This is a genomic window from Kitasatospora sp. NPDC058243 (assembly GCF_042882025.1).
GTDB lineage: Bacteria > Actinomycetota > Actinomycetes > Streptomycetales > Streptomycetaceae > Kitasatospora.
The window spans coordinates 1-23,480 of record NZ_JBHVWW010000066.1; the positions used below are offsets into that span (position 1 = coordinate 1).

The 23,480-nt window shown below is 73.7% G+C and carries 23 protein-coding genes; 7 read left to right on the plus strand and 16 right to left on the minus strand.

What is annotated here, in order from left to right; genetic code table 11:
- Positions 1-91: 91 nt before the first annotated feature.
- The 5 genes from ACFVX9_RS31675 to ACFVX9_RS31695 form a co-directional block, all read right to left on the minus strand.
- On the minus strand, positions 92-1,111 hold the full coding sequence (locus ACFVX9_RS31675) for a lysophospholipid acyltransferase family protein (protein WP_063348850.1): 1,020 nt from the start codon (positions 1,109-1,111) through the stop codon (positions 92-94).
- Between the two features lie 7 nt (positions 1,112-1,118).
- Positions 1,119-2,231: an NAD-dependent epimerase/dehydratase family protein gene (locus ACFVX9_RS31680; protein ID WP_063351306.1), complete on the minus strand. Its 1,113-nt coding sequence runs from the start codon at positions 2,229-2,231 to the stop codon at positions 1,119-1,121.
- Between the two features lie 219 nt (positions 2,232-2,450).
- Positions 2,451-2,549: a 30S ribosomal protein bS22 gene (locus ACFVX9_RS31685; protein WP_003948845.1), complete on the minus strand. Its 99-nt coding sequence runs from the start codon at positions 2,547-2,549 to the stop codon at positions 2,451-2,453.
- A 189-nt stretch (positions 2,550-2,738) separates the two neighbouring features.
- Positions 2,739-2,948, minus strand: coding sequence for a helix-turn-helix domain-containing protein (locus ACFVX9_RS31690; RefSeq protein WP_063351305.1), 210 nt, complete (start codon positions 2,946-2,948; stop codon positions 2,739-2,741).
- Between the two features lie 226 nt (positions 2,949-3,174).
- Positions 3,175-4,371 carry an acetoin utilization protein AcuC gene (locus ACFVX9_RS31695; protein WP_387984815.1) on the minus strand — a complete coding sequence of 399 codons (1,197 nt, stop codon included), beginning with the start codon at positions 4,369-4,371 and terminating at the stop codon, positions 3,175-3,177.
- Between the two features lie 120 nt (positions 4,372-4,491).
- On the opposite strand from ACFVX9_RS31695, the gene ACFVX9_RS31700 reads away from it, so the two are divergent.
- Positions 4,492-5,007 (plus strand): hypothetical protein, encoded by a 516-nt coding sequence (locus tag ACFVX9_RS31700; RefSeq protein WP_380375915.1) that lies wholly within the window; start codon positions 4,492-4,494, stop codon positions 5,005-5,007.
- A gap of 28 nt (positions 5,008-5,035) precedes the next feature.
- On the opposite strand, the gene ACFVX9_RS31705 is transcribed toward ACFVX9_RS31700, so the two are convergent.
- The 3 genes from ACFVX9_RS31705 to proC form a co-directional block, all read right to left on the minus strand.
- Entirely contained in the window at positions 5,036-6,232 is a 1,197-nt protein-coding gene (locus tag ACFVX9_RS31705; RefSeq protein WP_380490801.1) for an MFS transporter, read from the minus strand.
- 165 nt (positions 6,233-6,397) lie between these two features.
- Positions 6,398-7,048, minus strand: a complete 651-nt coding sequence (locus tag ACFVX9_RS31710) for an HAD family hydrolase (protein ID WP_387984818.1) — start codon at positions 7,046-7,048, stop codon at positions 6,398-6,400.
- A 22-nt stretch (positions 7,049-7,070) separates the two neighbouring features.
- On the minus strand, positions 7,071-7,898 hold the full coding sequence (gene proC, locus ACFVX9_RS31715) for a pyrroline-5-carboxylate reductase (protein WP_063348845.1): 828 nt from the start codon (positions 7,896-7,898) through the stop codon (positions 7,071-7,073).
- A gap of 165 nt (positions 7,899-8,063) precedes the next feature.
- Here proC and ACFVX9_RS31720 point away from each other — a divergent pair, with 165 nt between their 5' ends.
- Together ACFVX9_RS31720 and ACFVX9_RS31725 are read left to right on the plus strand one after the other, a co-directional pair.
- The gene (locus ACFVX9_RS31720; protein WP_159398487.1) at positions 8,064-8,513 is read left to right on the plus strand and encodes a hypothetical protein; all 450 of its coding nucleotides are present in this window, start codon (positions 8,064-8,066) and stop codon (positions 8,511-8,513) included.
- Positions 8,514-8,655: 142 nt separating this feature from the next.
- The gene (locus ACFVX9_RS31725) at positions 8,656-10,020 is read left to right on the plus strand and encodes a hypothetical protein (RefSeq protein WP_387984821.1); all 1,365 of its coding nucleotides are present in this window, start codon (positions 8,656-8,658) and stop codon (positions 10,018-10,020) included.
- A 3-nt stretch (positions 10,021-10,023) separates the two neighbouring features.
- On the opposite strand, the gene ACFVX9_RS31730 is transcribed toward ACFVX9_RS31725, so the two are convergent.
- The 6 genes from ACFVX9_RS31730 to ACFVX9_RS31755 form a co-directional block, all read right to left on the minus strand.
- Complete coding sequence (locus tag ACFVX9_RS31730) at positions 10,024-10,554, minus strand: hypothetical protein (RefSeq protein ID WP_380375907.1); 531 nt, start codon at positions 10,552-10,554, stop codon at positions 10,024-10,026.
- A 79-nt stretch (positions 10,555-10,633) separates the two neighbouring features.
- A complete protein-coding gene (ilvD, locus tag ACFVX9_RS31735) occupies positions 10,634-12,478 on the minus strand; it encodes a dihydroxy-acid dehydratase (RefSeq protein ID WP_380375906.1) in 1,845 nt (614 codons plus the stop codon).
- Between the two features lie 200 nt (positions 12,479-12,678).
- A complete protein-coding gene (locus tag ACFVX9_RS31740) occupies positions 12,679-13,446 on the minus strand; it encodes a class I SAM-dependent methyltransferase (protein ID WP_380486279.1) in 768 nt (255 codons plus the stop codon).
- Between the two features lie 46 nt (positions 13,447-13,492).
- Positions 13,493-14,320 carry a sugar phosphate isomerase/epimerase family protein gene (locus tag ACFVX9_RS31745; RefSeq protein WP_380486301.1) on the minus strand — a complete coding sequence of 276 codons (828 nt, stop codon included), beginning with the start codon at positions 14,318-14,320 and terminating at the stop codon, positions 13,493-13,495.
- A gap of 548 nt (positions 14,321-14,868) precedes the next feature.
- Positions 14,869-15,831, minus strand: coding sequence for a Ppx/GppA family phosphatase (locus ACFVX9_RS31750; RefSeq protein ID WP_380375902.1), 963 nt, complete (start codon positions 15,829-15,831; stop codon positions 14,869-14,871).
- Between the two features lie 97 nt (positions 15,832-15,928).
- Complete coding sequence (locus ACFVX9_RS31755) at positions 15,929-16,780, minus strand: glycerophosphodiester phosphodiesterase (RefSeq protein ID WP_380375901.1); 852 nt, start codon at positions 16,778-16,780, stop codon at positions 15,929-15,931.
- A gap of 267 nt (positions 16,781-17,047) precedes the next feature.
- Here ACFVX9_RS31755 and ACFVX9_RS31760 point away from each other — a divergent pair, with 267 nt between their 5' ends.
- Positions 17,048-17,884 carry a hypothetical protein gene (locus tag ACFVX9_RS31760; RefSeq protein WP_063348837.1) on the plus strand — a complete coding sequence of 279 codons (837 nt, stop codon included), beginning with the start codon at positions 17,048-17,050 and terminating at the stop codon, positions 17,882-17,884.
- Positions 17,885-17,950: 66 nt separating this feature from the next.
- Here ACFVX9_RS31760 and ACFVX9_RS31765 read toward each other — a convergent pair whose 3' ends face one another.
- Positions 17,951-19,120, minus strand: a complete 1,170-nt coding sequence (locus ACFVX9_RS31765) for an NADH-quinone oxidoreductase subunit D (protein WP_380375899.1) — start codon at positions 19,118-19,120, stop codon at positions 17,951-17,953.
- The gene (locus ACFVX9_RS31770; RefSeq protein ID WP_380486281.1) at positions 19,117-20,133 is read right to left on the minus strand and encodes an SAM-dependent methyltransferase; all 1,017 of its coding nucleotides are present in this window, start codon (positions 20,131-20,133) and stop codon (positions 19,117-19,119) included. The genes ACFVX9_RS31765 and ACFVX9_RS31770 overlap by 4 nt, the downstream gene beginning before the upstream one ends.
- A 128-nt stretch (positions 20,134-20,261) precedes the next feature.
- Here ACFVX9_RS31770 and ACFVX9_RS31775 point away from each other — a divergent pair, with 128 nt between their 5' ends.
- The 3 genes from ACFVX9_RS31775 (at position 20,262) to ACFVX9_RS31785 (ending at position 23,357) form a co-directional block, all read left to right on the plus strand.
- Entirely contained in the window at positions 20,262-21,488 is a 1,227-nt protein-coding gene (locus tag ACFVX9_RS31775; RefSeq protein ID WP_380375895.1) for a sensor histidine kinase, read from the plus strand.
- Positions 21,489-21,525: 37 nt separating this feature from the next.
- Positions 21,526-22,215 (plus strand): response regulator transcription factor, encoded by a 690-nt coding sequence (locus tag ACFVX9_RS31780; protein ID WP_063348833.1) that lies wholly within the window; start codon positions 21,526-21,528, stop codon positions 22,213-22,215.
- Between the two features lie 212 nt (positions 22,216-22,427).
- Entirely contained in the window at positions 22,428-23,357 is a 930-nt protein-coding gene (locus tag ACFVX9_RS31785) for a Rossmann-like and DUF2520 domain-containing protein (RefSeq protein ID WP_387984849.1), read from the plus strand.
- Positions 23,358-23,480 lie beyond the last annotated feature (123 nt).

Below are 23,480 nucleotides of genomic sequence, written 5' to 3' on the forward strand. Positions count from 1 at the left end.
GCATGGACTCCCTCCTCCGCCTTGCGATGCACGCACCCCAACGCCGCCACGCCCGCCCTCCGGGCGGACGACGGGAGTTTGAAGACACGCCCTAGAAGAACACCGACCGGCGCTGCACCAGCAGCTTGTAGAGCGTGTGCTGGATCGTCTCGCGCACCTCGTCGGCCAGGTCGAAGACCAGCATCGGGTCGTCCGCCGCCTCCGCCGGGTACCCGTCGGTGGCGATCGGCTCCCCGAACCGGATGGTCCACTTGGTCGGCAGCGGCAGCACGCCCAGCGGCCCCAGCCACGGGAAGGTCGGCGTGATCGGCACGTACGGCAGGCCCAGCAGCCGGGCCAGCGTCTTCACGTTGCCGATCATCGGGTAGGTCTCCTCGGCGCCGACGATCGAGCACGGCACGATCGGCACCTTCGCGCGCAACGCCGAGGAGACGAAGCCGCCGCGCCCGAAGCGCTGGAGCTTGTACCGCTCGGCGAACGGCTTGCCGATGCCCTTGAAGCCCTCCGGCCAGACCCCGACCACCTCGCCGCGCTCCAGCAGCGCCTGGGCGTCCTCGTTGCAGGCCAGCGTGTGGCCGGCCTTGCGGGCCAGCTCGTTGACGCCCGGCAGCACGAACACCAGGTCGGCGGCGAGCATCCGCAGGTGCCGGTGGTGCGGGTGGTGGTCGTGGATGGCGACCTGGGTCATCAGGGCGTCCAGCGGGATCGTCCCGGAGTGGTTGGCGACGATCAGCGCGCCGCCCTCGGCCGGGATGTTCTCGACGCCCTGGACCTCGATCCGGAAGTACTTCTCGGACAACGGGCGCAGCAGGGCGAGCAGCACCTCCTCGGTGAGCTCCCGGTCGAAGCCGAACTCGTCCACCTCGTAGTCGCCGGTGATCCGGCGGCGCAGGAAGGCCAGCCCGTCCGCGGCCCGGCCCTCCCAGCCCTTGCCGAACAACCGGGTGGCCGCCGAACCGAGCTGCCCGGACAGCGCCCCGCCGACGGCGTCGGCGAGCCGGTCGGCTGGCCGGTCGGCGGGCCCGGGGTCGTCGGGCGAGGTCCAGCTGGGGGCGGACTCGATCGGGATGACCCTGGCCTCGCCCGGCGCGTTCTCGGCTGCGGCACTCATCGCGGGTTCAGCTCCTGGGTCGGCGGGGGCGGTCGGTACGGACGGTGGGGACGCCGGCGGCCGGGGCCCGCACCGGGCCGAGCAGGGCGGCCAGCCGGTCGGTGACGGCGGCCAGCCGCTCGGGCGGCAGCAGGCCGGACCCCTGCGCGGCGGCGAAGTCGGCGAAGGCCTCCGGGGTGGTGAACGCCGGGCGGTAGCCGAGCGTCTCGCGCAGTCGCGTGGTGTCCACCACCCGGCCGTGGGTGAGCAGCCGCAGCTGCTCCGGCGAGACGTCCAGCAGCCGGGTCTGCCGGGCCAGCCCGGCCATCCAGCTGACCGCGGGCAGCAGCAGCGGCACGGTCGGCCGGCCGAGCCGGCGGGCGCACTGGGAGAGCAGCAGGACGCCCTCCCCGGCCACGTTGAAGGTCCCGGTGTTGACGGTGCCCGGTTCGGCCTCGGCGGCGGCCCGGCAGAGCACCGCGACGGCGTCGTCCTCGTGCACGAACTGCAGCCGGGGGTCGTAGCCGAGGACGGTCGGCAGCACGGGCAGCGCGAAGTACTCGCTGAGCGGGGTGTCCGCGGCGGGGCCGACGATGTTGGCGAAGCGCAGGACCGTCACCGCGACGTCCGGGCGGCGCCGGGCGAAGCCGCGGACGTAGCCCTCGACCTCCGCCGCGTCCTTGGCGAAGCCGCCGCCGGGCGGGTTCTTCGGCTGGATGCGCTCGGTGAACACCGCCGGGTCGCGGGGCGCGGAGCCGTAGACGCCGGTGGTCGACTTCACCACCAACCGGCGCACCCCGGGCGCCTTCTGGCAGGCGCCGAGCAGCTGCATGGTGCCGATGACGTTGGACTCCTTCACCGCGGAGCGGTTGGTGGAGCCCAGGCCGGTGGCGCTGACGCTGAGGTGGACCACGGTGTCGACCCGGTGCTCGGCGATCACCCGGGAGACCGCCGGGCGGCGCAGGTCGAGCTGGTGGAAGCGGTACTCGGCGGCCGGTCCGTCCGGCTCCTCGACCGGCAGCCGGGGCGGCTGCACGTCCACGCCGACCACCAGGTCCACGCCCGGACGGCGGCGGACCTCGGCGGCGAAGCGGGCACCGAGATGGCGTGCCACGCCGGTGACGAGCACGACCACGCCCACGGTGTGCACCCCATTCCCTCGGCCCGAGCGGCCTGCGTGCACCGTACCGCGCCGCCCTGCCGGGCCGTGAAACGACACCGCCCGCCAAGGCCGAGGCCTGGGCGGGCGGTGGAACGCCTGAACCCCGCCAAGGCGGGGCGCACTACTTCTTCCTGCGCCGTTGTACGCGAGTCCGCGAATAACCCCCGCCTGGGCGGGGCCGAAGCGCAGGCTCAGGCGTTACTTCTTGTTGCGACGCTGGACCCTGGTCCTCTTCAGAAGCTTGCGGTGCTTCTTCTTGGCCATACGCTTGCGACGCTTCTTGATGACAGAGCCCACGGAACAACCCTCGCTCACTGAGACTCGCGCCCGTGAGAGACGGAGTCCATACGACTGACGGACGGCCTAGCCTACCGTCCACGGGCCCTGGGCCGTAATCGTGCTCCCGGTGACCGGGAAACTCGCGGGGAATCCCCGGCGAACGGGGGTGGGATCCGCAGCTGCGGCCCCACCCCCGCCCACCCGGAACTACGCGCTCTCAAGCCTCACGTAGGACTCCTTGAGGTACTCGTGCACCGCCTGCTGGGGCACCCGGAAGGACCGCCCGACCCTGATGGCCGGCAGCTCTCCGCTGTGCACCAACCGGTACACCGTCATCTTCGACACCCGCATGACCGAGGCAACCTCCGCCACGGTCAGGAAGACGACTTCCTGCAAGGGGCGTTCGCCGGAACTCATGACCATCACCCGACCCTTCACCCGTGTGCAAGGCACCGGCTTCCCCTCCGGTGACTCCACCGGCACACGTGTATCCCCAGAGTAGTTATGGGTGGTACCAGTGGGAAGAGGGGAGGTGCGGTCCTCGTACGGTGAGAGATAGGACTGTTGCAGTACGTAGTCACTCGGCGGAACGCGGGAGCGGGCATACGCACGGCCCACCCGCACCTGGGCCGGGAGGCCGGTCTCAGGCCAGGAGTCCGAGGTGGGGGAACACCGCGCGGCGGCTGGCGAGGATGGCCTGATCGAGTCGGTCGGCCGGATCGTAACCCGCGTCGAAGTCGCGCCAGACCGGTCGGGCGCCGTCGGTCATCCGCAGCGGGGCGGGCCGACGGGTGCGGCGGTAGACCTCGGCGCGCCAGGAGTCGGGGGTCTCGGTGGCCGGGTCGACGGGCCGTCCGGCGGCGGTGGCGACCAGGTGGGTCCAGGTGCGCGGGACGACGTCCACGACGGCGTAGCCGCCCCCGCCGGTGGCGATCCAGCGGCCGCCGGTGAGCTGGTGGGCGAGGTCGTGCAGTTCCTCGGCGATCATCCGCTGGGCGTCCAGCGTGACGGCGAGGTGGGCGAGCGGGTCCTCCAGGTGGGTGTCAGCACCGTGCTGGGTGACCAGGACCTGCGGGCGGAAGGCGGTGAGCAGTTCGGGCACCACGGCGTGGAAGGCGCGCAGCCAGCCGGCGTCGCCGGTGCCGGCCGGCAGCGGCAGGTTGGCGGCGGAGCCGGGGGCGTCCGGGCCGCCGGTCTCGGTGGGCCAGCCGGTCTGCGGGAAGAGCGTGGCGGGGTGCTCGTGGAGCGAGATCGTGAGCACCCTGGGGTCGTTCCAGAAGGCCTGCTGGACGCCGTCCCCGTGGTGGACGTCCACGTCGACGTAGGCGACCCGCTCGGCGCCGAGTTCGAGCAGCCGGGCGACGGCCAGCGCCGGGTCGTTGTAGACGCAGAAGCCCGAGGCCTTGGCGGGCATCGCGTGGTGCAGCCCGCCGGCGAAGTTCACCGCGTGCGGGGTCTCCCCGCGCCAGACCGCCTCGGCGGCGGCGACGGACTGACCGGCGATCAGCGCGGAGGCCGAATGGATCGCGGGGAAAGCCCAGTTGTCGTCGGTGCCGAGCCCGTGCCGGGGATCCGACTCGTCGGGGTGGGCGGCGGCGTATTTGACCGCCTCGACGTACTCCCGGGTGTGCACCAGCCGCAGGGTGGACTCGCCGGCGGGCGGTGCGGCCCGCACCGTCACCCCGGGCCCGGCGTCCAGTCCGAGGGCCTCGACCAGGCGCATGGTGAGCGCCAGCCGGGTCGGGTCCATCGGGTGGCCGGGGCCGAAGTCGTAGGCGGTGACGGCCTCGTCCCAGAAGAGGTGCAGGCCGCAGGGGGTGTCACGCTCGGCGTCGGGCATGGCCTCCACCGTAGCGGGTGGGGGTGGCCGGGCCTTGTCCAGGGCGCGCCGGGGGCGGGGCTCAGGGCCCCCGCGGAGGCCCTACAGACAAAACCTTCACGACTTCATATCCTCTCCGCCATGAAGCCATTCAGCGCGCAACGCCTTGGGGTAATTCTCGCTGCATTACTGGGACTTGGCCTGCTCTTTGCCGCCCAGCCGGCCTCCGCCGCGGTCAGCGGCAGCTCGTTCGCCGTCGACAAGAAGACGGCGGCGCCGGGCGACCAGCTGACCCTGACGCTCTCGCTCACCAACACCGAGACCACCGACATCTACTTCGCCTACGAGTACATCCAGCCGATCTGGCCGGCCAACCAGCAGACCGGCGCGTTCACGGTCACCGGGTGCTCCGGTGACTCCACCGACTGCGCCGTCAGCGGGAACAACGCGAACTTCCACTTCCGGGCGCCGATCGCCCCGGGCGAGACCCGCACCGTCGCGGTCACCGTCCAGATCACCTCGGCCCCGACCTGGACCGGGCCGTACACCCTGAACTGGGCACCGTACGTCTACTACGAGTACTACCAGTCGGGTGGTGGCATCAAGGACCAGCTGTGGGCCAACGGCCTGCCCGAGCTGGCCACCGTGATCGGCTGACCTCCCTCCCCGCCCCAGCTCGCCCCCGTCACACCCTGGCGGGGGCGAGCGCCGGGGCCGGGGCGAAGCGCTCGGCCAGCGGCAGGACGGCGAGCACCAGCAGCATCGGGGCGAGCAGCGCCCAGCGGTACGAACTCGCGTCGGCGATCGTCCCGACCAGCGGCGAACCGATCAGGAAGCCCACGTAGTTGAAGAGGTTCAGCCGGGCCACCGCGGCGTCCGAGTCGGCCGGGAACAGCCGGCCCCCGGCCGCGAACACCTGCGGGATGATCGCGCAGATGCCGAAGCCGAGCACGGTGAAACCGGCGATCCCCACCCAGGCGGTGGGCGCGGCGGCGGCCAGCGCGAAGCCGAGCGCGGCCAGCCCGGCACCGGCCCGGACCACCGGGACGGCGCCCCAGCGCTGCACGGCGCGGTCGCCCAGCGCGCGGCCCAGCAGCATCGCGACCATGTAGCCGAGGTAGGACAGCTTGGCGACGTCCGCGGCGCTGCCCAGGCCGTCGGTGAGGTACTTGACGCTGTAGTTGGAGACCGAGGCGTCGGCGATGTACGCGAAGGCCATCGCCAGGCACAGCGGCAGCAGCGGCCGCCAGGGGATGGACCGCGCGGCGGCCTCGGCGGCCTCCCGTACGGCGTCCCCGAGTTCGGCCGGTCCGGCGAATCGGGTGCCGGTCAGCAGGGCCAGCGGGGCGATCACCGCCGCGGCCGTGCCGAACAGCACTGGCAGGCCGAGGTCGTAGTGCGAGCCGAGGCCGGCGAGGGCCGCCCCGAGGATGCCGCCGAGGCTGAACGCGGCGTGGAAGCCGATCATGATCGAGCGGCCGTAGCGGTGCTGCAGGCCCACCCCCAGCATGTTCATGCTCGCGTCGAGCGCGCCCACCAGCAGGCCGAACGCCCCGAGCGCGAAGGCGAGTTGCCAGAGCGTGTCGCCGAGGCCGGCGCCCGCGAGGCTGAGGCAGACCAGCGGCTGGACGACCCGCAGCACGGCCCGCGCGCCGGTGCGCTTCACCAGCTGCTCGGAGGTGATCGAGCCGACCCCGGCGAGGATCGGCACCGCGGCCAGGAACAGCGGCAGCAGCGCGTCGCTCAGCCCGTACCGGTGCTGGATCTCCGGAATGCAGGTGACCAGCAGCGCGAAGGTGGTGCCCTGGAGCAGGAAGCTGACGGCGAGCGCGGCCCGCCCGGCGCGCAGGCCGGGCGGGATCGCGGGTGACGCGGCACTCATGACGGACCTCGCTACTGGCCGGTACGACGATGTTGGCGAGAGCGTAGGCGGTGGACCGCGATTGCGGGAGGGGTCGCGCAGGGACTTTCCGCCGTCGGGCACAAGGCCGCGCGGAACGGGTCGGGACAGGACGGGTCAGAGCGGAACGGGTCGGAACAGGGAGGGTCAGAGCAGGGCGGTGACCTCGGAGAGGTCGGCGATCAGCCCGGTGGCCCCGGCGGCGGTCAGCTTCGCCGGGTCGGTGAGCGCGGTGTAGCCGTACACGTCCATGCCCGCAGCCCGGGCCGCCAGCACGCCGTTGGGGCTGTCCTCGACGACCAGGCAGCGGGCCGGGTCGACGCCGAGGGTGCGGGCGGCGTGCAGGAAGAGGTCCGGCGCGGGCTTGCCCACGCCGACGTCCTGGGCGCTGAAGATCCGCTCCTCGGCGACGTACCCGCGCAGGCCGGTGACGTCCAGCGCGGTGCGGATCCACACGTGGTGCGCCGAGGAGGCCAGGCAGTAGGGGACGGAGCGCTGACGCAGTTCCTTCAGCAGCAGCTCCGCACCCCGGACGGCCGTCAGCTCGGTGCCGAACGCGTCGAAGACCCGGCCGTGGAACAGCTCGTCGAAGCCCTCCGGCAGCGTCGCGCCGTCGTGCCGCTCGGCGATCACGTCGTGGATGCGGTGGGCGGCGCAGCCCATGAAGTCCCGGTAGGAGTCCTCGACCGTGGTCGGGTAGCCGAGTTCGGTCAGGTACGCGGCCAGCACCCGGTTGGAGAGCGGCTCGCTGTCCACCAGGACACCGTCGTTGTCGAAGATCACCAGGTCGTAGGCCATGCCGTCGAGCCTACCCAGTCGGCTACTTGCCCCCGGAGGCGAGCTCCCGGGAGCGGTCCCGGGCCGCCTCCAGGGCGCCCAGCAGCGCGGCCCGCACCCCGTGGTTCTCCAGCTCGCGGATGGCCGCGATCGTGGTGCCGGCCGGGGAGGTGACGGCCTCGCGCAGCTTCACCGGGTGCTCGCCGGAGTCGCGCAGCATCACCGAGGCGCCGATCGCGGACTGCACGATCAGGTCGTGCGCCACCTGCCGGGGCAGGCCGAGCAGGATGCCGGCGTCGGTCATCGCCTCGACCAGGAAGTAGAAGTAGGCCGGGCCGGAGCCGGAGAGCGCGGTGGCCGCGTCCTGCTGGGCCTCGGGCAGCCGCAGCGCCTTGCCGACCGAGCTGAAGATCTCCTCGGCCCGCTCCAGGTGCTCCTCGGTGGCGTGCGAGCCGCCGGAGATGACGCTCATCCCCTCGTCCACCAGGACCGGCGTGTTGGGCATCACCCGGACCACCGGGGTGCCGGCCGCCAGCCGCTCCTCGAACCAGGCGGTGGGGATGCCGGCCGCGGCCGAGATCACCAGCCGGTCCGCGCCGACGTGCGGGGCCAGCTCCTCCAGCAGGGTGCCCATGTCCTGCGGCTTGACGGCGAGGATCAGGGTGTCGGCGAGCTTGGCGGCCTCGGCGTTGGAGGCGGCCACCACGCCGTAGCGGGCGGCGAGTTCGGCGGCGCGCTCGGGGCGGCGGGCGGTCACCAGGACGTCCGCCGGGTCCTTGCCGGCCCGCAGCAGGCCGGAGAGCAGGGCCTCGCCGATCTTGCCCGTGCCCAGGAAGGCGATCTTCTGTCCGTGTGCTGCGCTGGCGCCCATGGCCGCTCCTTACCTCGGTACTGCGGCCATCCTCGCACCGCGCGGGGGCACCCGCCGGGACCGTCCAGCCCGTGGTCGGCGACGAATTGCCCGACCTCGTCCCTAGGGAGAATCTCGGGGGTTTCCCCTATGGCCTCCGGCGCCGCGCGGGAGCACCGTGGAGTCATGGCACACGACGAAATGTCCCGACGTGAGAACCGGCAACTCGCCGTCGCCTCGGCGACCGTGGGACCGTGGCGGACGGCCGCGGGGGTCGGTGCGGTGGTGGGTGCGACCGCCCTGGGGATCGACGCGATCTCCGGGCACTGGTCACTGGGCATGCTGGCCGGGCCGGCCGGCTGGGCCCTGTTCTTCTTCTTCCTGGTCGGCACCGTCGGCGGGCAGCTGCGCCGCGACACCTCCGAACGGCGGCTGCGCCGCTGGGCGAACGACCACCCGTGGCAGTCGGCCCTCCCGGCGGCCGGCGGGCTGCTGGTGCTGGACATGCTGGCGCAGCTGCTGCTCGGGGACGCGGGCCTGTTCGGCGCGTTCTTCCTGGCGCTGCTGCCGGCCGGCATCCTGCTGGCCGTCGCCGGGATCGTGGGGTCGGTGAAGCAGGCCCGCACCAAGGACTGACGCCCCCACAGGGCGGCCCGGACTCGCCCGGACCCGGCCGGAACGGCACAGGCCGGGACGGATCGCCGCGCCCGCGCACGAGTTCACCACAAGGTGTGCCCCCGATCGACGAATCGTCACACCCCGTCGGCATACTGGCGCGATGCCGATAGCCGAAGATCCACAACCGCGCCCCGCCGAGGGCCGTGAGCCGGGCGGGTCCGACCCGTCCGGAGCGGGTGAGAAGGACCCGTTCGCCGACCTCGTCCTGGACGAGGAGTTCGTCAAGGGGGCCGCCGTCACCGAGCAGTCCGGGCGCACCCGGATGCTGGCCGCCCGATGGAAGCACACCCCGCCGGTCGACCCGGGCGGCCGCCGCTCGGTCAACGACGGCCCGGCCAAGGCCGGCCGCCGGTTCGGCCGCACGCCGAAGCCCCCGGTGACCGACCCCTGGGGCAACCCGCGCCCGCGCCGCCGCCGGCTGGACTGGCGCGCGCCGCTGTACGTCGTGCTGACCATCGCGGTGCTGCTCGCGGCCCTGAACCTCGACGGGCTGCGCAGCTGGTACTCCGACCACTACGGCGGGGGCTCCTCGAACGCCCACACCCCCGTGCCCACCGTCGCCCCGGAGACGGCCCAGCCGACCGCCGCGCCGCCGAAGGTCGACGAGCAGCAGCCGACCGTGGACCACCCGTGGGCCGGTTCCGTCGCCGAGGGCTGGCCGAACGGCGCGGAGGCCTTCGTCCTGCCCGACACCCGGGCCACCGGCGTGTTCTCCGCCGAACAGGTCGGCGCCCAGCTGCAGTTGGTCAAGGACTACCTGACCGCCGCCAACCTGGACCCGCAGGTGATCGCGGGCGGCCGGCCGGAAGCCGCCCTGGCGCTGCTGGACCGGGAGGACCGGGACCGCGCGATCAACGCGCTGGCCAACCCCGCCAAGGACACCGACCCGACCACCTGGTTCAGCCGCTTCGACCAGCGCGAGGCCGTCCAGGTGGGCGACACGGTCAAGGTGCAGGGCCGGATCACCTTCGAGGGCGACGGGGACAAGGGCCTCCTCGTCCACGCCGACTTCAGCTACGTGTACGCGATGCGCCCCGGCCCGGACGCCGCCAAGCGCGCCGCGTCACCCCAGCCGCCGACGGGCGGGCAGCCGCCGACGAAGCCGGCCGCGCCGAAGGACGGCACGGCCAAGCCGGTGGGTCTGCTGGTGCCGACGGCCGACGTGGCCGGGGACACCTGGACCACGCGCACGATCGTGCGCCGGGTCGAGAACTTCCGCTTCTACGACCCGGCCCGCTACCGGGTCAACCCGAAGAAGCTCGTGTTCGGCGAGGGCGGCGGGTCGGAGTCCGCCAACTCGTCCTGTGACGTCTACGACGGCTACTACCACCCGGAGTTCGACCAGTTCGCGGCGCAGTCGCCGGACGCCCCGGGCAGCCGTCCGACCGGCCCCACGACCGACCCGTACGACCGCCGCAAGGACCTGTCGACCCGCGACGAGTGCGGCGCGGCCAGCCGCCTCTGAGGCTCAGCCCCGGCGCTTGCCCCGGCCCGGCGCCTTGGTGCCGGGCCGGCCGCTGCGGCCCGCCTGGCGCTTCTCGTACTGGGCGACGGCCCGCTCATACGAGGAGCGCCTGACCGCCTCGCCGGGGGCCTCGACCAGGCTGCGGGCGAAGTAGGCGGCCAGGCTGCCGGCGCCGCCGATGAGCCAGACCGCGCCGAGCGACTTGTCCTCGGCCATCCAGCCGCTCAGCTGGTCCTTGCCCTCGGTGAGGACCTTCCAGGTGCGCATGACGCACATCATCGAGCAGACCGCGATCGCGGCCGTCAGCAGCCCGTTCAGGAAGCCGCCGCCGTCGGAGAGGGCGACGCCCTCGACCCCGAAGCGCAGCAGCAGGACGGCGACGGCGGTCGTGACCAGCGCACCGGCCGACACGGCGACGCGGCGCAGCCAGTAGCCGTTGTCCCGGTTCACCCAGCTGGTGCCGAACCAGCGGATCGGCTCCGGCTCGGGGGCGCCGGCGGGCTTGGGTGCGGGGGTGGGGGGCTGCTCGCTCACGGGGTCGATTATCACCCAACGCGCGAGGAGCCGCCCCGGCCTGCGGGACGGCTCCTGCGGTGCTGCGGTGCCGCGGGGCTCAGCCGAGCTTGGTGACGTCGCGGACGGCGCCCTTGTCGGCGGAGGTGGCCATCGCGGCGTAGGCGCGCAGGGCCTGGCTGACCTGGCGGTCGCGGTTCTTCGGGCGGTAGCCGCCCGCGGCCTCCAGGGCGCGGCGGCGCTCGGCCAGGACCTCGTCGGGCACCTCCAGGGAGATGCTCCGGCCGGGGATGTCGATGGCGATCGTGTCGCCGTCCTCGACCAGGGCGATGGTGCCGCCGGAGGCGGCCTCCGGGGAGGCGTGGCCGATGGACAGGCCGGAGGTGCCGCCGGAGAAGCGGCCGTCGGTGACCAGCGCGCAGGCCTTGCCGAGGCCGCGGCCCTTGAGGAAGGACGTCGGGTAGAGCATCTCCTGCATGCCCGGGCCGCCCTTGGGGCCCTCGTAGCGGATGACGACGACGTCGCCCTCCTTGACCCGCTTGGCGAGGATCGCCTCGACGGCGTCGTCCTGGGACTCGACGACCACGGCCGGGCCGCTGAAGGTCCAGATCGACTCGTCGACGCCGGCGGTCTTCACGATGCAGCCGTCCTCGGCGAGGTTGCCGTGCAGGACGGCGAGGCCGCCCTCGACCGAGTAGGCGTGCTCGACGCTGCGGATGCAGCCCTTGGCGGCGTCGGTGTCCAGCGACTCCCAGCGCTCGGACTGCGAGAAGGCCTCGGCGGAGCGGACGCAGCCGGGGGCGGCGTGCCACAGTTCGACGGCCTCGGCGGAGGGCGAACCGCCGCGCACGTCCCAGGTCTTGAGCCACTCGGCGAGCGAGTCGGAGTGGACGGTGTGGACGTCCTCGTTGAGCATTCCGCCGCGGTACAGCTCGCCGAGGATGGCGGGGACGCCGCCGGCCCGGTGCACGTCCTCCATGTAGTACGAGCCGTTGGGCGCGACCTTGGACAGGCAGGGCACCCGGCGGGAGACGGCGTCGATGGCCCGCAGGTCGAAGTCCAGCTCGGCCTCCTGGGCGGCGGCGAGCAGGTGCAGGATGGTGTTGGTCGAGCCGCCCATGGCGATGTCCAGGGCCATCGCGTTCTCGAAGGCGGCGCGGGTGGCGATCGCGCGGGGCAGCACCGAGGCGTCGTCCTGGCCGTAGTGGCGGTCGGCGATCTCGACGACCGCCCGCCCGGCCCGCTCGTACAGGGCCTTGCGGGCGGTGTGGGTGGCGAGGACGGAGCCGTTGCCGGGCAGCGAGAGGCCGATGGCCTCGGTGAGGCAGTTCATCGAGTTGGCGGTGAACATGCCGGAGCACGAGCCGCAGGTGGGGCAGGCGTTCTCCTCGATGATCGCGATGTCCTCGTCGGAGACGTTCTCGTTGGCCGCCTGGGAGATCGCGTCGATCAGGTCGAGCCTGCGCACGGTGCCGTCGACGAGGGTGGCCTTGCCGGCCTCCATCGGGCCGCCGGAGACGAAGACGGTCGGGATGTTCAGGCGCAGCGCGGCCATCAGCATGCCCGGGGTGATCTTGTCGCAGTTGGAGATGCAGATCAGCGCGTCGGCGCAGTGCGCGTTGACCATGTACTCGACCGAGTCGGCGATCAGGTCGCGCGAGGGCAGCGAGTAGAGCATGCCGCCGTGGCCCATCGCGATGCCGTCGTCCACGGCGATGGTGTTGAACTCGCGCGGGATGCCGCCCGCCTGCTTGATCGCCTCGGAGACGATCCGGCCGACCGGCTGGAGGTGGGTGTGGCCCGGGACGAACTCGGTGAAGGAGTTGGCGACCGCGATGATCGGCTTGCCGAAGTCCTCGCGGGCTACGCCGGCGGCCCGGAGAAGCGCCCGGGCGCCTGCCATGTTGCGACCGTGGGTGACCGTACGGGACCTCAGCTCGGGCACTGTGCTCCACTCCTTCGGGGCTCTCGCCGGCGCCCCGCCGGTAGGAGGATGCGGGGGCCGCTGTGGCTACCGAGCCTACGCCCGCCGTCCAGGCGGCGGACGGTCCGTCCGCGATGCGGGCACGCGGGCGGGCCGTCCGGGCGCGGCGTGTTCCGGGCGGGGTGCGGGTCAGGCGGGGTGTGGGTCGGGCAAGGTGCAGGTCAGACCGGGGTGATGCCCACCGCCAGCTCCAGGACGTAGGGCTCGACCACCCAGCCGTCGGGGAACTCGGCGATCATCGCCTGCCGCTCGACGGCCAGCACCGGTTCGCGCTCGGCGGGGGACAGCGCGGCCATGAACGAGCGGGAGACCAGGTCGTCGAGCACGTGGTCGACGGTGGCCCGCCGCTCCCAGCGCAGCACCGCGCGTTCGACCGTCAGCCCGGCCGGGGCGAGGAGGGCGGTGAACTCGGCGACCCGGCCGTAGCCGTGGTAGTTGGGCAGCGCGGCGCTCAGCCGCTCCACCCGGGCCCGGACCCAGGGCACGGTCTCGTCGTGCACGTTCCACCAGACGGCGAGGGCGCCGCCGGGCCGCAGCACCCGGATCGCCTCGGGGATGGCCCGTTCGGTGCGGGTCCAGTGGAAGGACTGGGCGTAGCTGATCAGGTCCGCGGAGTCGTCGTGGAACGGCAGTTCGTCACCGCCGGCCCTGACCAGCGGCAGGCCCGGCGAGGAGGCCAGGAACTGGGCGGCCATGCCCGCGTTGGGCTCCACCGCGACGACGTCGGCGCCGCGCGCGGCCAGCAGCCGGGTGGCGATGCCGGTGCCGGCGCCGATGTCCAGCACCCGGGCGCCCTTGAGGCTGCGGCCGGACAACCGCTCCAGCGCCTCGAACAGCCCGTCCGGGTAGCCGGGGCGGCCCCGGTCGTACTCGGCGGCAACCCCGCCGAAGCTCTCGGCGATCTCCCGGAAGCCCTGTTGATCCGTCATCTCTCCCCCTACCCAAGGAAGTTAGCACCCAGCCGGGCGCGGCTCCTCAGCGTACGCGCGAGGGGGTGGCCAGGTGCAAGCGGGTGAAGGCGAGCGCCTCGGCCAGGTCGGCCTCGCGTTCGGCGGGGGACGCGGAGCGGCGGGTGTTGACCTCCAGCACCACGTGGCCGTCGAAACCGGTACGGGCCAGGTGCTCCAGCAGTTCGGCACAGGGCTGCTTGCCGCGGCCCGGGATCAGGTGTTCGTCCTTGCCGGAGCCGCTGCCGTCGGCGAGGTGGATGTGGGCGAGCCGGTCGCCCATCCGCTCGACCATGGCGAACGCGTCGATCCGGGAGGTGGCGACGTGCGAGAGGTCGATGGTGAAGTGCCGGTACTCCTCGTCGGTGACGTCCCAGCCCGGCGCGTAGGCCAGCACCTCGCGGTCGCGGTAGCGCCACGGATACATGTTCTCCACCGCGAAGCGGACGTCGGTCTCGCCCGCCATCCGGTTGATGCCCGTCACGAAGTCCCGGGCGTACTGGCGCTGCCAGCGGAACGGCGGATGGACCACGACGGCGCTCGCGCCGAGCTTCTCGGCCGCCGACCGGGCCCGGACCAGCTTGGTCCACGGGTCGGTGGTCCACACCCGCTGGGTGATCAGCAGGCAGGGCGCGTGCACGGCCAGGATCGGCAGCTGGTGGGCGTCGGAGAGCCGGCGCAGGGCGTCGATGTCCTGGCTGACCGGGTCGTTCCAGACCATCACCTCGACCCCGTCGTAGCCGAGCTTGGCGGCCAGCTCGAAGGCGACGGCGGTGCCCGCCGGGTACACCGACGCGGTGGACAGGACCACCTTGGTGTCGGGGATGTGCAGGGCCGGGTGCGAGGGCAGCACCAGCCGGTCGGTGGTGCGCAGCAGCGGCGGGCGGGCGGCGTCGCGCCGGGCGGCCTTGACCGAGCGCACCGACTGGACGGCGGCCTTGGCAGCGCCGGCGGCCCGGGCGGTGCGGGTCTCCCGGGGGGCGGCCGTCGCGGCGGCCTTCCGCGTCCCGGACTTCCGCGCGTCGGGCTTCGCCCCGGCAGGCTGCTTCGCCTCGGACGTGTCCCCCGCGGGCCTCTTCGCCTCGGGCGCGGGCGGCTGCTCGGCGGCCTTGCGCGCCGCGCTCTTGCGCCCGGTGCGCCGGGCCGCCTCGACGGCCTTCGCGGCCTGCGCCCCGGTGGCACCCTTGACGGCCTTGCCGAGTTTGCGGCGCGGGCCGTCCGGCCGCGGCTGCCCGTCCCCGGGAGCGCGGCCCTCCCGCGTCCCGTCCTCACCCGCTGGTTGCGCCACGGGAGACAGCGTAAGCGGACCGCGCTCCGAACGGGACCGGATCCCCGGCCGGCCCCGGCGGGAGCCGCCGGACGGGCCATGGGGCCCACGGTGTGGAGCCCTGCGGCGCGCGGGCCCTACGGGGTGAGGGCCGGGCGGCGGCGGTCGGCGGCGCCGTCCATGGCGTCCAGGCGGCGCAGGATGATGCCCTCGCGCAGCGCCCACGGGCAGACGTCCAGCTCGTCGAGGCCGAACAGGTCCATCGCGGCGTCCGCGACCAGTGCCCCGGCCAGCAGCTGCTTGGCGCGGCCCTCGGAGACGCCGGGGATCCGCGCCCGTTCCTCGACGGTCATCGAGGACAGTCGCGGCAGCCAGGCGGACAGCCCGCTGCGGGTGAGCCGGCGGTCGGCGTACGGGCCGGCGTCGGCGGGGGCGGCGCCGGTCATCCGGGCCAGCTGCTTGAAGGTCTTGGAGGTGGCGACGGCGTGCTGCGGCGCGCCGAGCCGGGCGACCTCGCCCACGACGGTGGCCATCTCGGCCCGGATGTGGCGTCTCAGCCCGCGCAGCCCGTCCGGGTCGGCGATGTCGCCGGGCAGCCAGCGGGCGGTGAGCCGGCCGGCGCCCAGCGGCAGCGAGCAGGCGACGTCGGGCTGCTCGTCCTGACCGCAGGCGATCTCCAGCGAGCCGCCGCCGATGTCCAGGTTGAGCAGTCGGCCCGAGGACCAGCCGAACCAGCGCCGGACGGCCAGGAAGGTGAGCCGGGCCTCGTCCTGCCCGGACAGCACCCGCAGCTCCACCCCGGTCTCCGTGGCGACCCGGCGCAGCACCTCCTCGCCGTTGGCGGCCTCCCGGACGGCGGAGGTGGCGAACGGCAGGATGTCGACGACGCCCTTGTCCTCCGCGACCCGCAGCGACGAGGCGATGTGGCCGACCAGCCGCTCGACGCCTGCCTCGCTTATCGCGCCGTCGTCGTCGAGCAGTTCGGCCAGCCGCAGCTCGGCCTTGTGCGAGTACGCGGGCAGCGGGGCGGCACCCGGATGGGCGTCCACCACGAGGAAGTGGACGGTGTTGGAACCTACGTCGAGTACACCGAGTCGCATAACTCTCCACGCTACGCGATCCGGCCCCGGACGAAACCGGTCTCGACCGTCTTCACACTGGTCCCGCCCGTACCCCGCCTCCGGCGACCGGACGCCCTCAGTGGCCGCGCGGTCCGGCCCGGCGCTCGGGGCGGCAGTTGGTGTCCACCCAGCGGCGGGCCCGGCCCGGGGTGTCCGTGATCAGGCCGTCCGCGTCCCGGGCCGACATCAGCTGCCAGGACTCCTCGTCGTCGAGCGTCCAGACGTACACCTCGCGGCCCGCCTTGCGCTCGGCGGCGATCCGGGAGGCGCTGGCCAGCGCCGCGTCCAGGGCGATGCCGCGCAGCGGCAGGTCGCCCGGGTCCTCGGCGATCGCGGAGCCCTGGATCAGCACGACCGGCAGGGCGGGCGCGGCGGCGTGGGCCTGGCGCAGGTGCTCCGCCGAGAACGAGTAGAGGACGACCCTGGCACCGCTGGCGGCGGCGATCCGGGCGATCCGGGTGACGTCCTCGGCGCGCTGCCACTTGATCTCCATCAGCAGGGTGGCGTTGCTGTCGGAGAGGCGCTTGAGCAGTTCCTGGAGGGTGGGGACGGGCTCAGTGGGGCCGGGGCCGACGGTCACTCCCAGGGCGGCGATCTGGGCGGCGGTGAGGTCGGCGACGGCGCCCTTGCCGTTGGTGGTGCGGTCCACCGTGGGGTCGTGCATCAGCACCGGGACGCCGTCCCTGGTGGTCTGGACGTCGGTCTCCAGCCAGTCGGCGCCCTGGTCGAGGGCGGTTTCGAAGGAGGCCATGGTGTTCTCGGGGGCGTTGCGCGGGGCACCCCGGTGACCGATCACCACCGGGGCGTCGCACGGCGGAGCGGCGGCGGCCGTCCGGGCCCGCAGCGCGGGCGCGGAGGCGCACCCGGCGGCCAGGACCGCGAGGGCGGCGAGGACGGCCGTGTGGGCGGCGCGGGGCGAGGCGGTCACGGCTCGGTGCTCCAGTGGTGATCCGGGGTGTTCCAGGGCATCCAATACGGGTCGACGCGAGATCATCAAACTGATCTGACAACCCGACAGTGGCGCCCGGTTCCCTCCAGCCTGCGGTCGGCCGGCCCTCGCCGACGCCACGACGCACCCCGGATCACCCGGACGGGTCCCGGCCGGCCGGCCCGAAGGCTCTACCCTTGCCGGGTGGCACCAGCAGAAACGTCCAAGAAGAAGTCCAAGGCCTCCCCCGCCCCCGTCGACCTGGCGATGCCGACCCTGCGCGGCGAGAGCCCGCTCGGCGGGATCCCCCGTGACGAGGTCCCGCTCGACTTCCCGCGCGCCTGGGTCGAGTTCGCCGACCCCGACGACGAGGAGCAGGTGTTCCGCTGTGACCTCACCTGGCTGACCTCCCGCTGGGGTTGCGTCTTCGGCCAGGGCTGCCACGGCATCCGCGAGGGCCGCGGCGAGTCGGACGGCTGCTGCACGCTGGGCGCGCACTACTCGGACGAGGACGACGAGAAGCGCGTCCTCGGCCACGCGGCGCGGCTGACGCCCGAGCTGTGGGAGAACTTCGCGCACGGCACCGACGCCGCGGGCCGGATCACGTCCGACGGCGGCATCACCATGCTCGACGAGGACGGCGACCGCCAGACCCGCCGGGTCGGCGGGGCGTGCATCTTCGTGAACAGCCCCGGCTTCGCGGGCGGCGCCGGCTGCGCGCTGCACGCGCTGGCGCTCAAGGAGGGCCGGGAGCCGCTGGAGACGAAGCCGGACGTCTGCTGGCAGCTGCCGGTCCGCCGCACCTACGACTGGATCGACCGGCCGGACGACACCCGCTACCTCCAGGTCTCGATCGGCGAGTACGACCGCCGCGGCTGGGGCCCGGGCGGCCACGACCTGCACTGGTGGTGCACCGGCAGCCCGGCGGCGCACCAGGGGCCGGACCCGGTGTACGTCAGCTACCGCCCCGAGCTGACCGAGTTGATGGGCAAGGCGGCGTACGACGTGCTGGCCGGCCTGTGCGCGGAGCGGATCGCCACCAAGGGCGACCGCAAGGTGGCCCCGCACCCGGCCGACCCGGCCAAGCGGCCGAAGAAGGGCTGAGCCCGGGAAGCACCGGGCCCGAAAAGCACGGGACCTGCGCAGGCCCGGCCCGCGAAGGGCCGGGCCCTACTTGTCGATGTCCCCGACGACGAAGAACATCGACCCGAGGATCGCCACCATGTCCGCGACCAGCGTCCCGGGCAGCAGCTCGGTCAGCGCCTGGACGTTGTTGAAGGACGCCGAGCGCAGCTTGAGCCGCCACGGCGTCTTGTCGCCGCGCGAGACCAGGTAGTAGCCGTTGATGCCGAGCGGGTTCTCGGTCCAGGAGTAGGTGCTGCCCTCGGGGGCCTTGAGCACCTTGGGCAGCCGCTGGTTGATCGGGCCGGGCGGCAGGGTGGCGATCTTGTCGAGGCAGGCGACGGCGAGGTCCAGCGAGTTGAGGGTCTGCTCCAGCAGGCACTCGAACCGGGCCAGGCAGTCGCCCTCCTCGCGGGTGACCACGGTGAGCACCTGCCGCAGCTCGTCGGAGTCGTACGCGAGGTAGGGCTCGTCGCGGCGCAGGTCGAGGTCGAGGCCGCTGGCGCGGGCGATCGGGCCGCTGACGCCGTACGCCTGGGCCTGGGCCCGGGTGAGGATGCCGACGCCGGCGGTGCGGGCGCGGAAGATCTCGTTGCCGAGGACGAGGTCCTCGAAGACCGGCAGCTGGGAGCGGACGGTGGCGACGGCGGTGCGGACGCGGCCGAGCCAGCCGGCCGGGAGGTCCTCCTTGAGGCCGCCGACCCGGTTGAACATGTAGTGCATGCGCCCGCCGGAGGCCTCCTCCAGGACGTGCTGGAGGTCCTCGCGGCCGGTGAAGGCGTGGAAGATCGGGGTGATGCCGCCGAGTTCCAGCGGGTAGGAGCCGAGGAACATCAGGTGGTTGAGCACCCGGTTGAGTTCGGCGAGCAGGGTGCGGATCCACACCGCCCGCTCGGGGACCTCCATGCCGAGCATCCGCTCGACGCCGAGGACGACGCCGAGCTCGTTGCCGAAGGCGGAGAGCCAGTCGTGCCGGTTGGCCAGCATGATGATCTGCCGGTAGTCGCGGGCCTCGAACAGTTTCTCCGCGCCCCGGTGCATGTAGCCGATCACCGGCTCGGCGGTGATGATCCGCTCGCCGTCGAGCACCAGCCGCAGCCGCAGCACGCCGTGCGTGGCGGGGTGCTGCGGGCCGATGTTGAGCACCATGTCGGTGGTGCCCGCCTCGCCGGTGAAGTTCTCGGCTCCCGCCCCGATGCCGACCGTGGTCTCCCTCATGGGGTCAGAGTCTGCCACCCCGGCAGGGCGGCCAGGGCCTCCGGTACCGGCATGCGGACGGCCTGGGCGAGCCAGCCGAACGCGCCGAGCCCGGCCGGGTCGGTCAGTTCGGCGCCCTCGCCGGCCCCGCCGAGCGCCCGCAGGTAGCCGGCCGGGTCGCTGGAGGCGAGCGCGAGCGGCGGCCGGGCACCGCTCACGCCGAGGGCGCGCAGGGCGTCCCGCTGGGTTGTCCACAGGCTGTGGAGACCAGGTGCGGCGACGGAGTCCAGAGCAACGTGCGCGGTGACGTCGCAGGAGCCGTCCGGCACCGGCGAAACCTCGCGGCCGCCCCGGAAGCCGGTCAGGGTGCCGAACAGCGGGCGCCGGTCGGCGGTGTGCCCGTAGTCGACGGCGACGGCCAGGCCGCGCTCCAGCCCGGCGACGGCCCGCGCCCAGGCGGCGTCCCGGGTACCGCCGAACTCCACGGAGTCCCCGGGGTGCCCGACCGGCCACCAGCGCTCGGCCCAGGCCGCGTCGGCCGCCGAGGCGGGCCCGCCGAGCCGCTCCCCGCCGGTCGCGGTGTCCACCTCCCGGTAGCGCAGCACCCCGCCGTCGTCGACCTCGCCGACGTCCAGCGGCACGTTGTCCAGCCATTCGTTGGCGAACAGCAGCCCGGTGACGCCGCGCGGCACCTCGTCCGTCCACAGGGCTGTGGACGGCAGGTCCGCCGGGCGCCGCGCGATCTCCACGCCGTACGGGCGCAGCCGCGCCAGCACCTCGCCGGGCAGTTCGGCCAGCACCCCGGTGAGCAGTTCACCGCGCCCGGCCCCGACGTCGACGAGGGCCAGCTCCTCCGGACGGCCTAGGGCGGCGTCAACCTCCAGCAGCAGCCGGGCCACCGCGCGGGCGAACCGCGGCGAGGCGTGCACCGAGGTGCGGAAGTGCCCGGCCGGGCCCTCCGACCTGCGGTAGAAGCCGCCGTCCGGGTCGTACAGGGCCTGCTCCATGGCGGGCGCCCACCGCATCCAAGTCATAGCGCGGGACGCTACCCGCAGCCGGGCGCGCCCTCCCCACCGGTACGGTGCGTCTCCGACCTACGGAGTAGGACGGATCGCCCTACCGGCGGACCTGAACACGCCAGGTGACTGCCTAGGCTGGAGACGTGCATCGACTCAACGCCTGGCTCCGCCGTCACCCCGTGGTGGTCGACGCCGCCTGGGCTGCGATGGTGCTCTTCGTCGGCCTGCTGCCGAACGACAGTTTCAGCGACGGCTGGCGCTTCGACGCACAGATCCTGATCGCGGTGCTGCTGCCCGCGCTGATGGTCTTCCGCCGACGCTTCCCCGACGTCACCGTGGCAGCCGCCACCGGCCTCGGCCTCGGCCAGGTGGCCGCCGACGTCCTCCCGGCCGCCTCCTCCCTCGCCTACCTGGTGTTCGCGTACACCGGCGCCGCCTTCGGCCAGAAGTGGACGTCCCGGCTGGCACTGGTCGCCGGGCTGGCCGCCGGGCCCCTGGTGTTCTGGCAGCTCCACCCGCTGAAGACGGTCGCCAACGGCGCCGGGGACTACCACACCCGCCCGTACTCCTTCGGCGAGGCGGCGCTGATCACGCTGCTGATGAGCACCCCGTTCATCCTGTGCTGGGCATGGGGCCGGCTGACCAGGGTGCGCCGCGCCTACCTGACCGAGCTGGAGGACCGCGCCGCCCGGCTGGAGCGCGAGCGGGACGCCCAGTCCAAGGTGGCGGTGGCCGCCGAGCGCGCCCGGATCGCCCGCGAGCTGCACGACGTGGTCGCACACAACGTCTCGGTGATGATCGTCCAGGCCGACGGCGCCGCGTACGTGCTCGACAACTCGCCGCAGCAGGCGAAGGAGGCGCTCGGCACGATCGCGTCCACCGGCCGGCAGGCGCTGGTCGAGATGCGCCGCCTGCTGGGCGTGCTGCGCACCGCCGACACCGCCGAGGAGTACGTGCCGCAGCCCGGCGTCGAGGAGCTGCCGGAGCTGCTGGAGCAGGTCCGCACGGCCGGGCTGCAGGTGGACTACGCGACCTCCGGGCATCCGCGCGAGCTGCCGCGCGGCGTCGAGCTGACGGTCTACCGGATCGTCCAGGAGGCGCTGACCAACGTCCGCAAGCACGGCGGCCCCGACGTGCACGCCCGGGTCGCGGTCGACTTCGGCGAGCGCGAGCTGGCCGTCCTGGTCGAGGACGACGGCCGAGGCAGCACCGACGAGCAACTGGCCGTCGGCGGCACGGACGGCCTCGGCCACGGCCTGATCGGCATGCGCGAGCGGGTCGGCATGGTCAGCGGCAGCCTCGACGTGGGCCCCCGCCCCGGCGGCGGCTTCCGGATCCGCGCCATCCTGCCGCTCAAGGCGGCCCACTAACCCCCCGGTCCCCCCGACGCCCCCTGAAGGAGCCACCTTGACCATCCGCGTGATGCTCGTCGACGACCAGGAACTGCTGCGCACCGGCTTCCGGATGATCCTGCAGTCGCAGGGCGACATCGAGATCGTCGCCGAGGCCGGCGACGGCGCCCGGGCCCTGGAGGAGCTGCGGCACACCCAGGTGGACGTGATCCTGATGGACGTGCGGATGCCGCGCCTGGACGGGGTGCAGACCACCCGCCGGATCTGCCTGGCCGAGGACGGCAGCCCCGTGCCCAACGCCCCGCACGTGCTCATCCTGACCACCTTCGACCTGGACGAGTACGCCTTCGCCGCGCTCAAGGCCGGCGCCAGCGGCTTCCTGCTCAAGGACGTCCCGCCGACCGAGCTGGTGGCCGCGATCCGCGCGGTGCACGGCGGGGACGCGGTGGTCGCGCCGACCACCACCCGCCGCATGATCGACCGCTTCGCCGAGGTGCTGCCGACCCCGCAGAGCGCGCCCGGCTCGGACGCCCTCGGGCCGCTGACCGAGCGGGAGCGGGAGGTGTTCCTGCTGGTCGCCCAGGGGCTGTCGAACGGCGAGATCGCGGCCCGGCTGGTGCTCTCCGAGGCCACCGTGAAGACCCACGTCGGCCGGATCCTGGCCAAGCTCGGCCTGCGCGACCGGGTCCAGGCCGTGGTGCTCGCCTACGAGGCCGGGCTGATCCGGGCCGGGGCGACGGACTGAGCGGCCCCGGGCACCCCCCGGGCGTCCCGTGGAGCACCCCGTGGAGGACCGGCTGAGCGCCCGTAGAATGGGCCGGTACGTCCGGTACCCGAAGAGGACCGGAACGAGGAGCTAAGGACGAGGGCCGGGCCGTGAACACGTCCGACAGTGCCGACCACGCCGCCGACGGCGGGTTCGCCCCGCTCGCCGACGGCTTCGGCGATCCGAGCCACCTGAACGACCCGCGCCACCCGAGCTACCCCGACGACCCGGCCGACCCCGGCAACCGCCCGGCCCGGCTGGCCGTCGGCGTGGTCGGCACCGGCCGGGTCGGCCCGGCACTGGGCGCCGCCCTGCAGCTCGCCGGGCACACCGTGGTCGCCGCCTCCGGGGTGTCCGCCACCTCCCGCCGCCGCGCCGAGGCACTGCTGCCGGGGGTGCGGATCGTCACCCCGCCGCAGGTGCTGGCCGCCGCCGACCTGGTGCTGCTCACCGTGCCGGACGACACGCTGGCCGACCTGGTGGCCGGCCTCACCGCGACCGGCGCCGTCCGCCCCGGGCAACTGCTGGTGCACACCTCCGGCGCGCACGGCGTCGGCATCCTGGAGCCCGCCACCCGGGCCGGGGCGCTGCCGCTGGCGCTGCACCCGGCGATGACCTTCACCGGCACCTCCGTCGACCTGGACCGGCTGGCCGGCTGCCCGTTCGGGGTGACCGCCCCCGAGGAGCTGCGGCCGGTCGCCGAGGCGCTGGTGGTGGAGATGGGCGGCGAGCCGGAGTGGGTGCCGGAGCAGGTCCGCCCGCTCTACCACACGGCCCTCGCGCACGGCGCGAACCACCTGGTCACCCTGGTCGCGCAGGCGATGGACCTGCTGCGCACGGCCGGCGTCGCCGAGCCCGGCCGGCTGCTCGGCCCGCTGCTCGGCGCCGCCCTGGACAACAGCCTGCGCTCCGGCGACGCGGCCCTCACCGGCCCGGTCGCCCGGGGCGACGCGGGCACCGTGCGGCGCCACCTGGCGCAGCTCAGTACGGTGTCCCCGGACATCCCGGCGGCCTACCGCGCGATGGCCCGCGCCACCGCGCAGCGGGCGGTGGCGAACGGAACCCTCGCGACCGACTCTGCGGCCGCTGTGCTGGATGCTCTCAACGAGGAGAATCGCTAGTGACTCCTCCCCGGCCTGAGCCGGGGCTTCTCACTCGGTCGCCAGAGCGACCTCATGACGGACAAGCCCTGCCCGGTGCGTTACTGCACGGGACGGAGCGTAACAAGGCGGCGGAACCTCGCG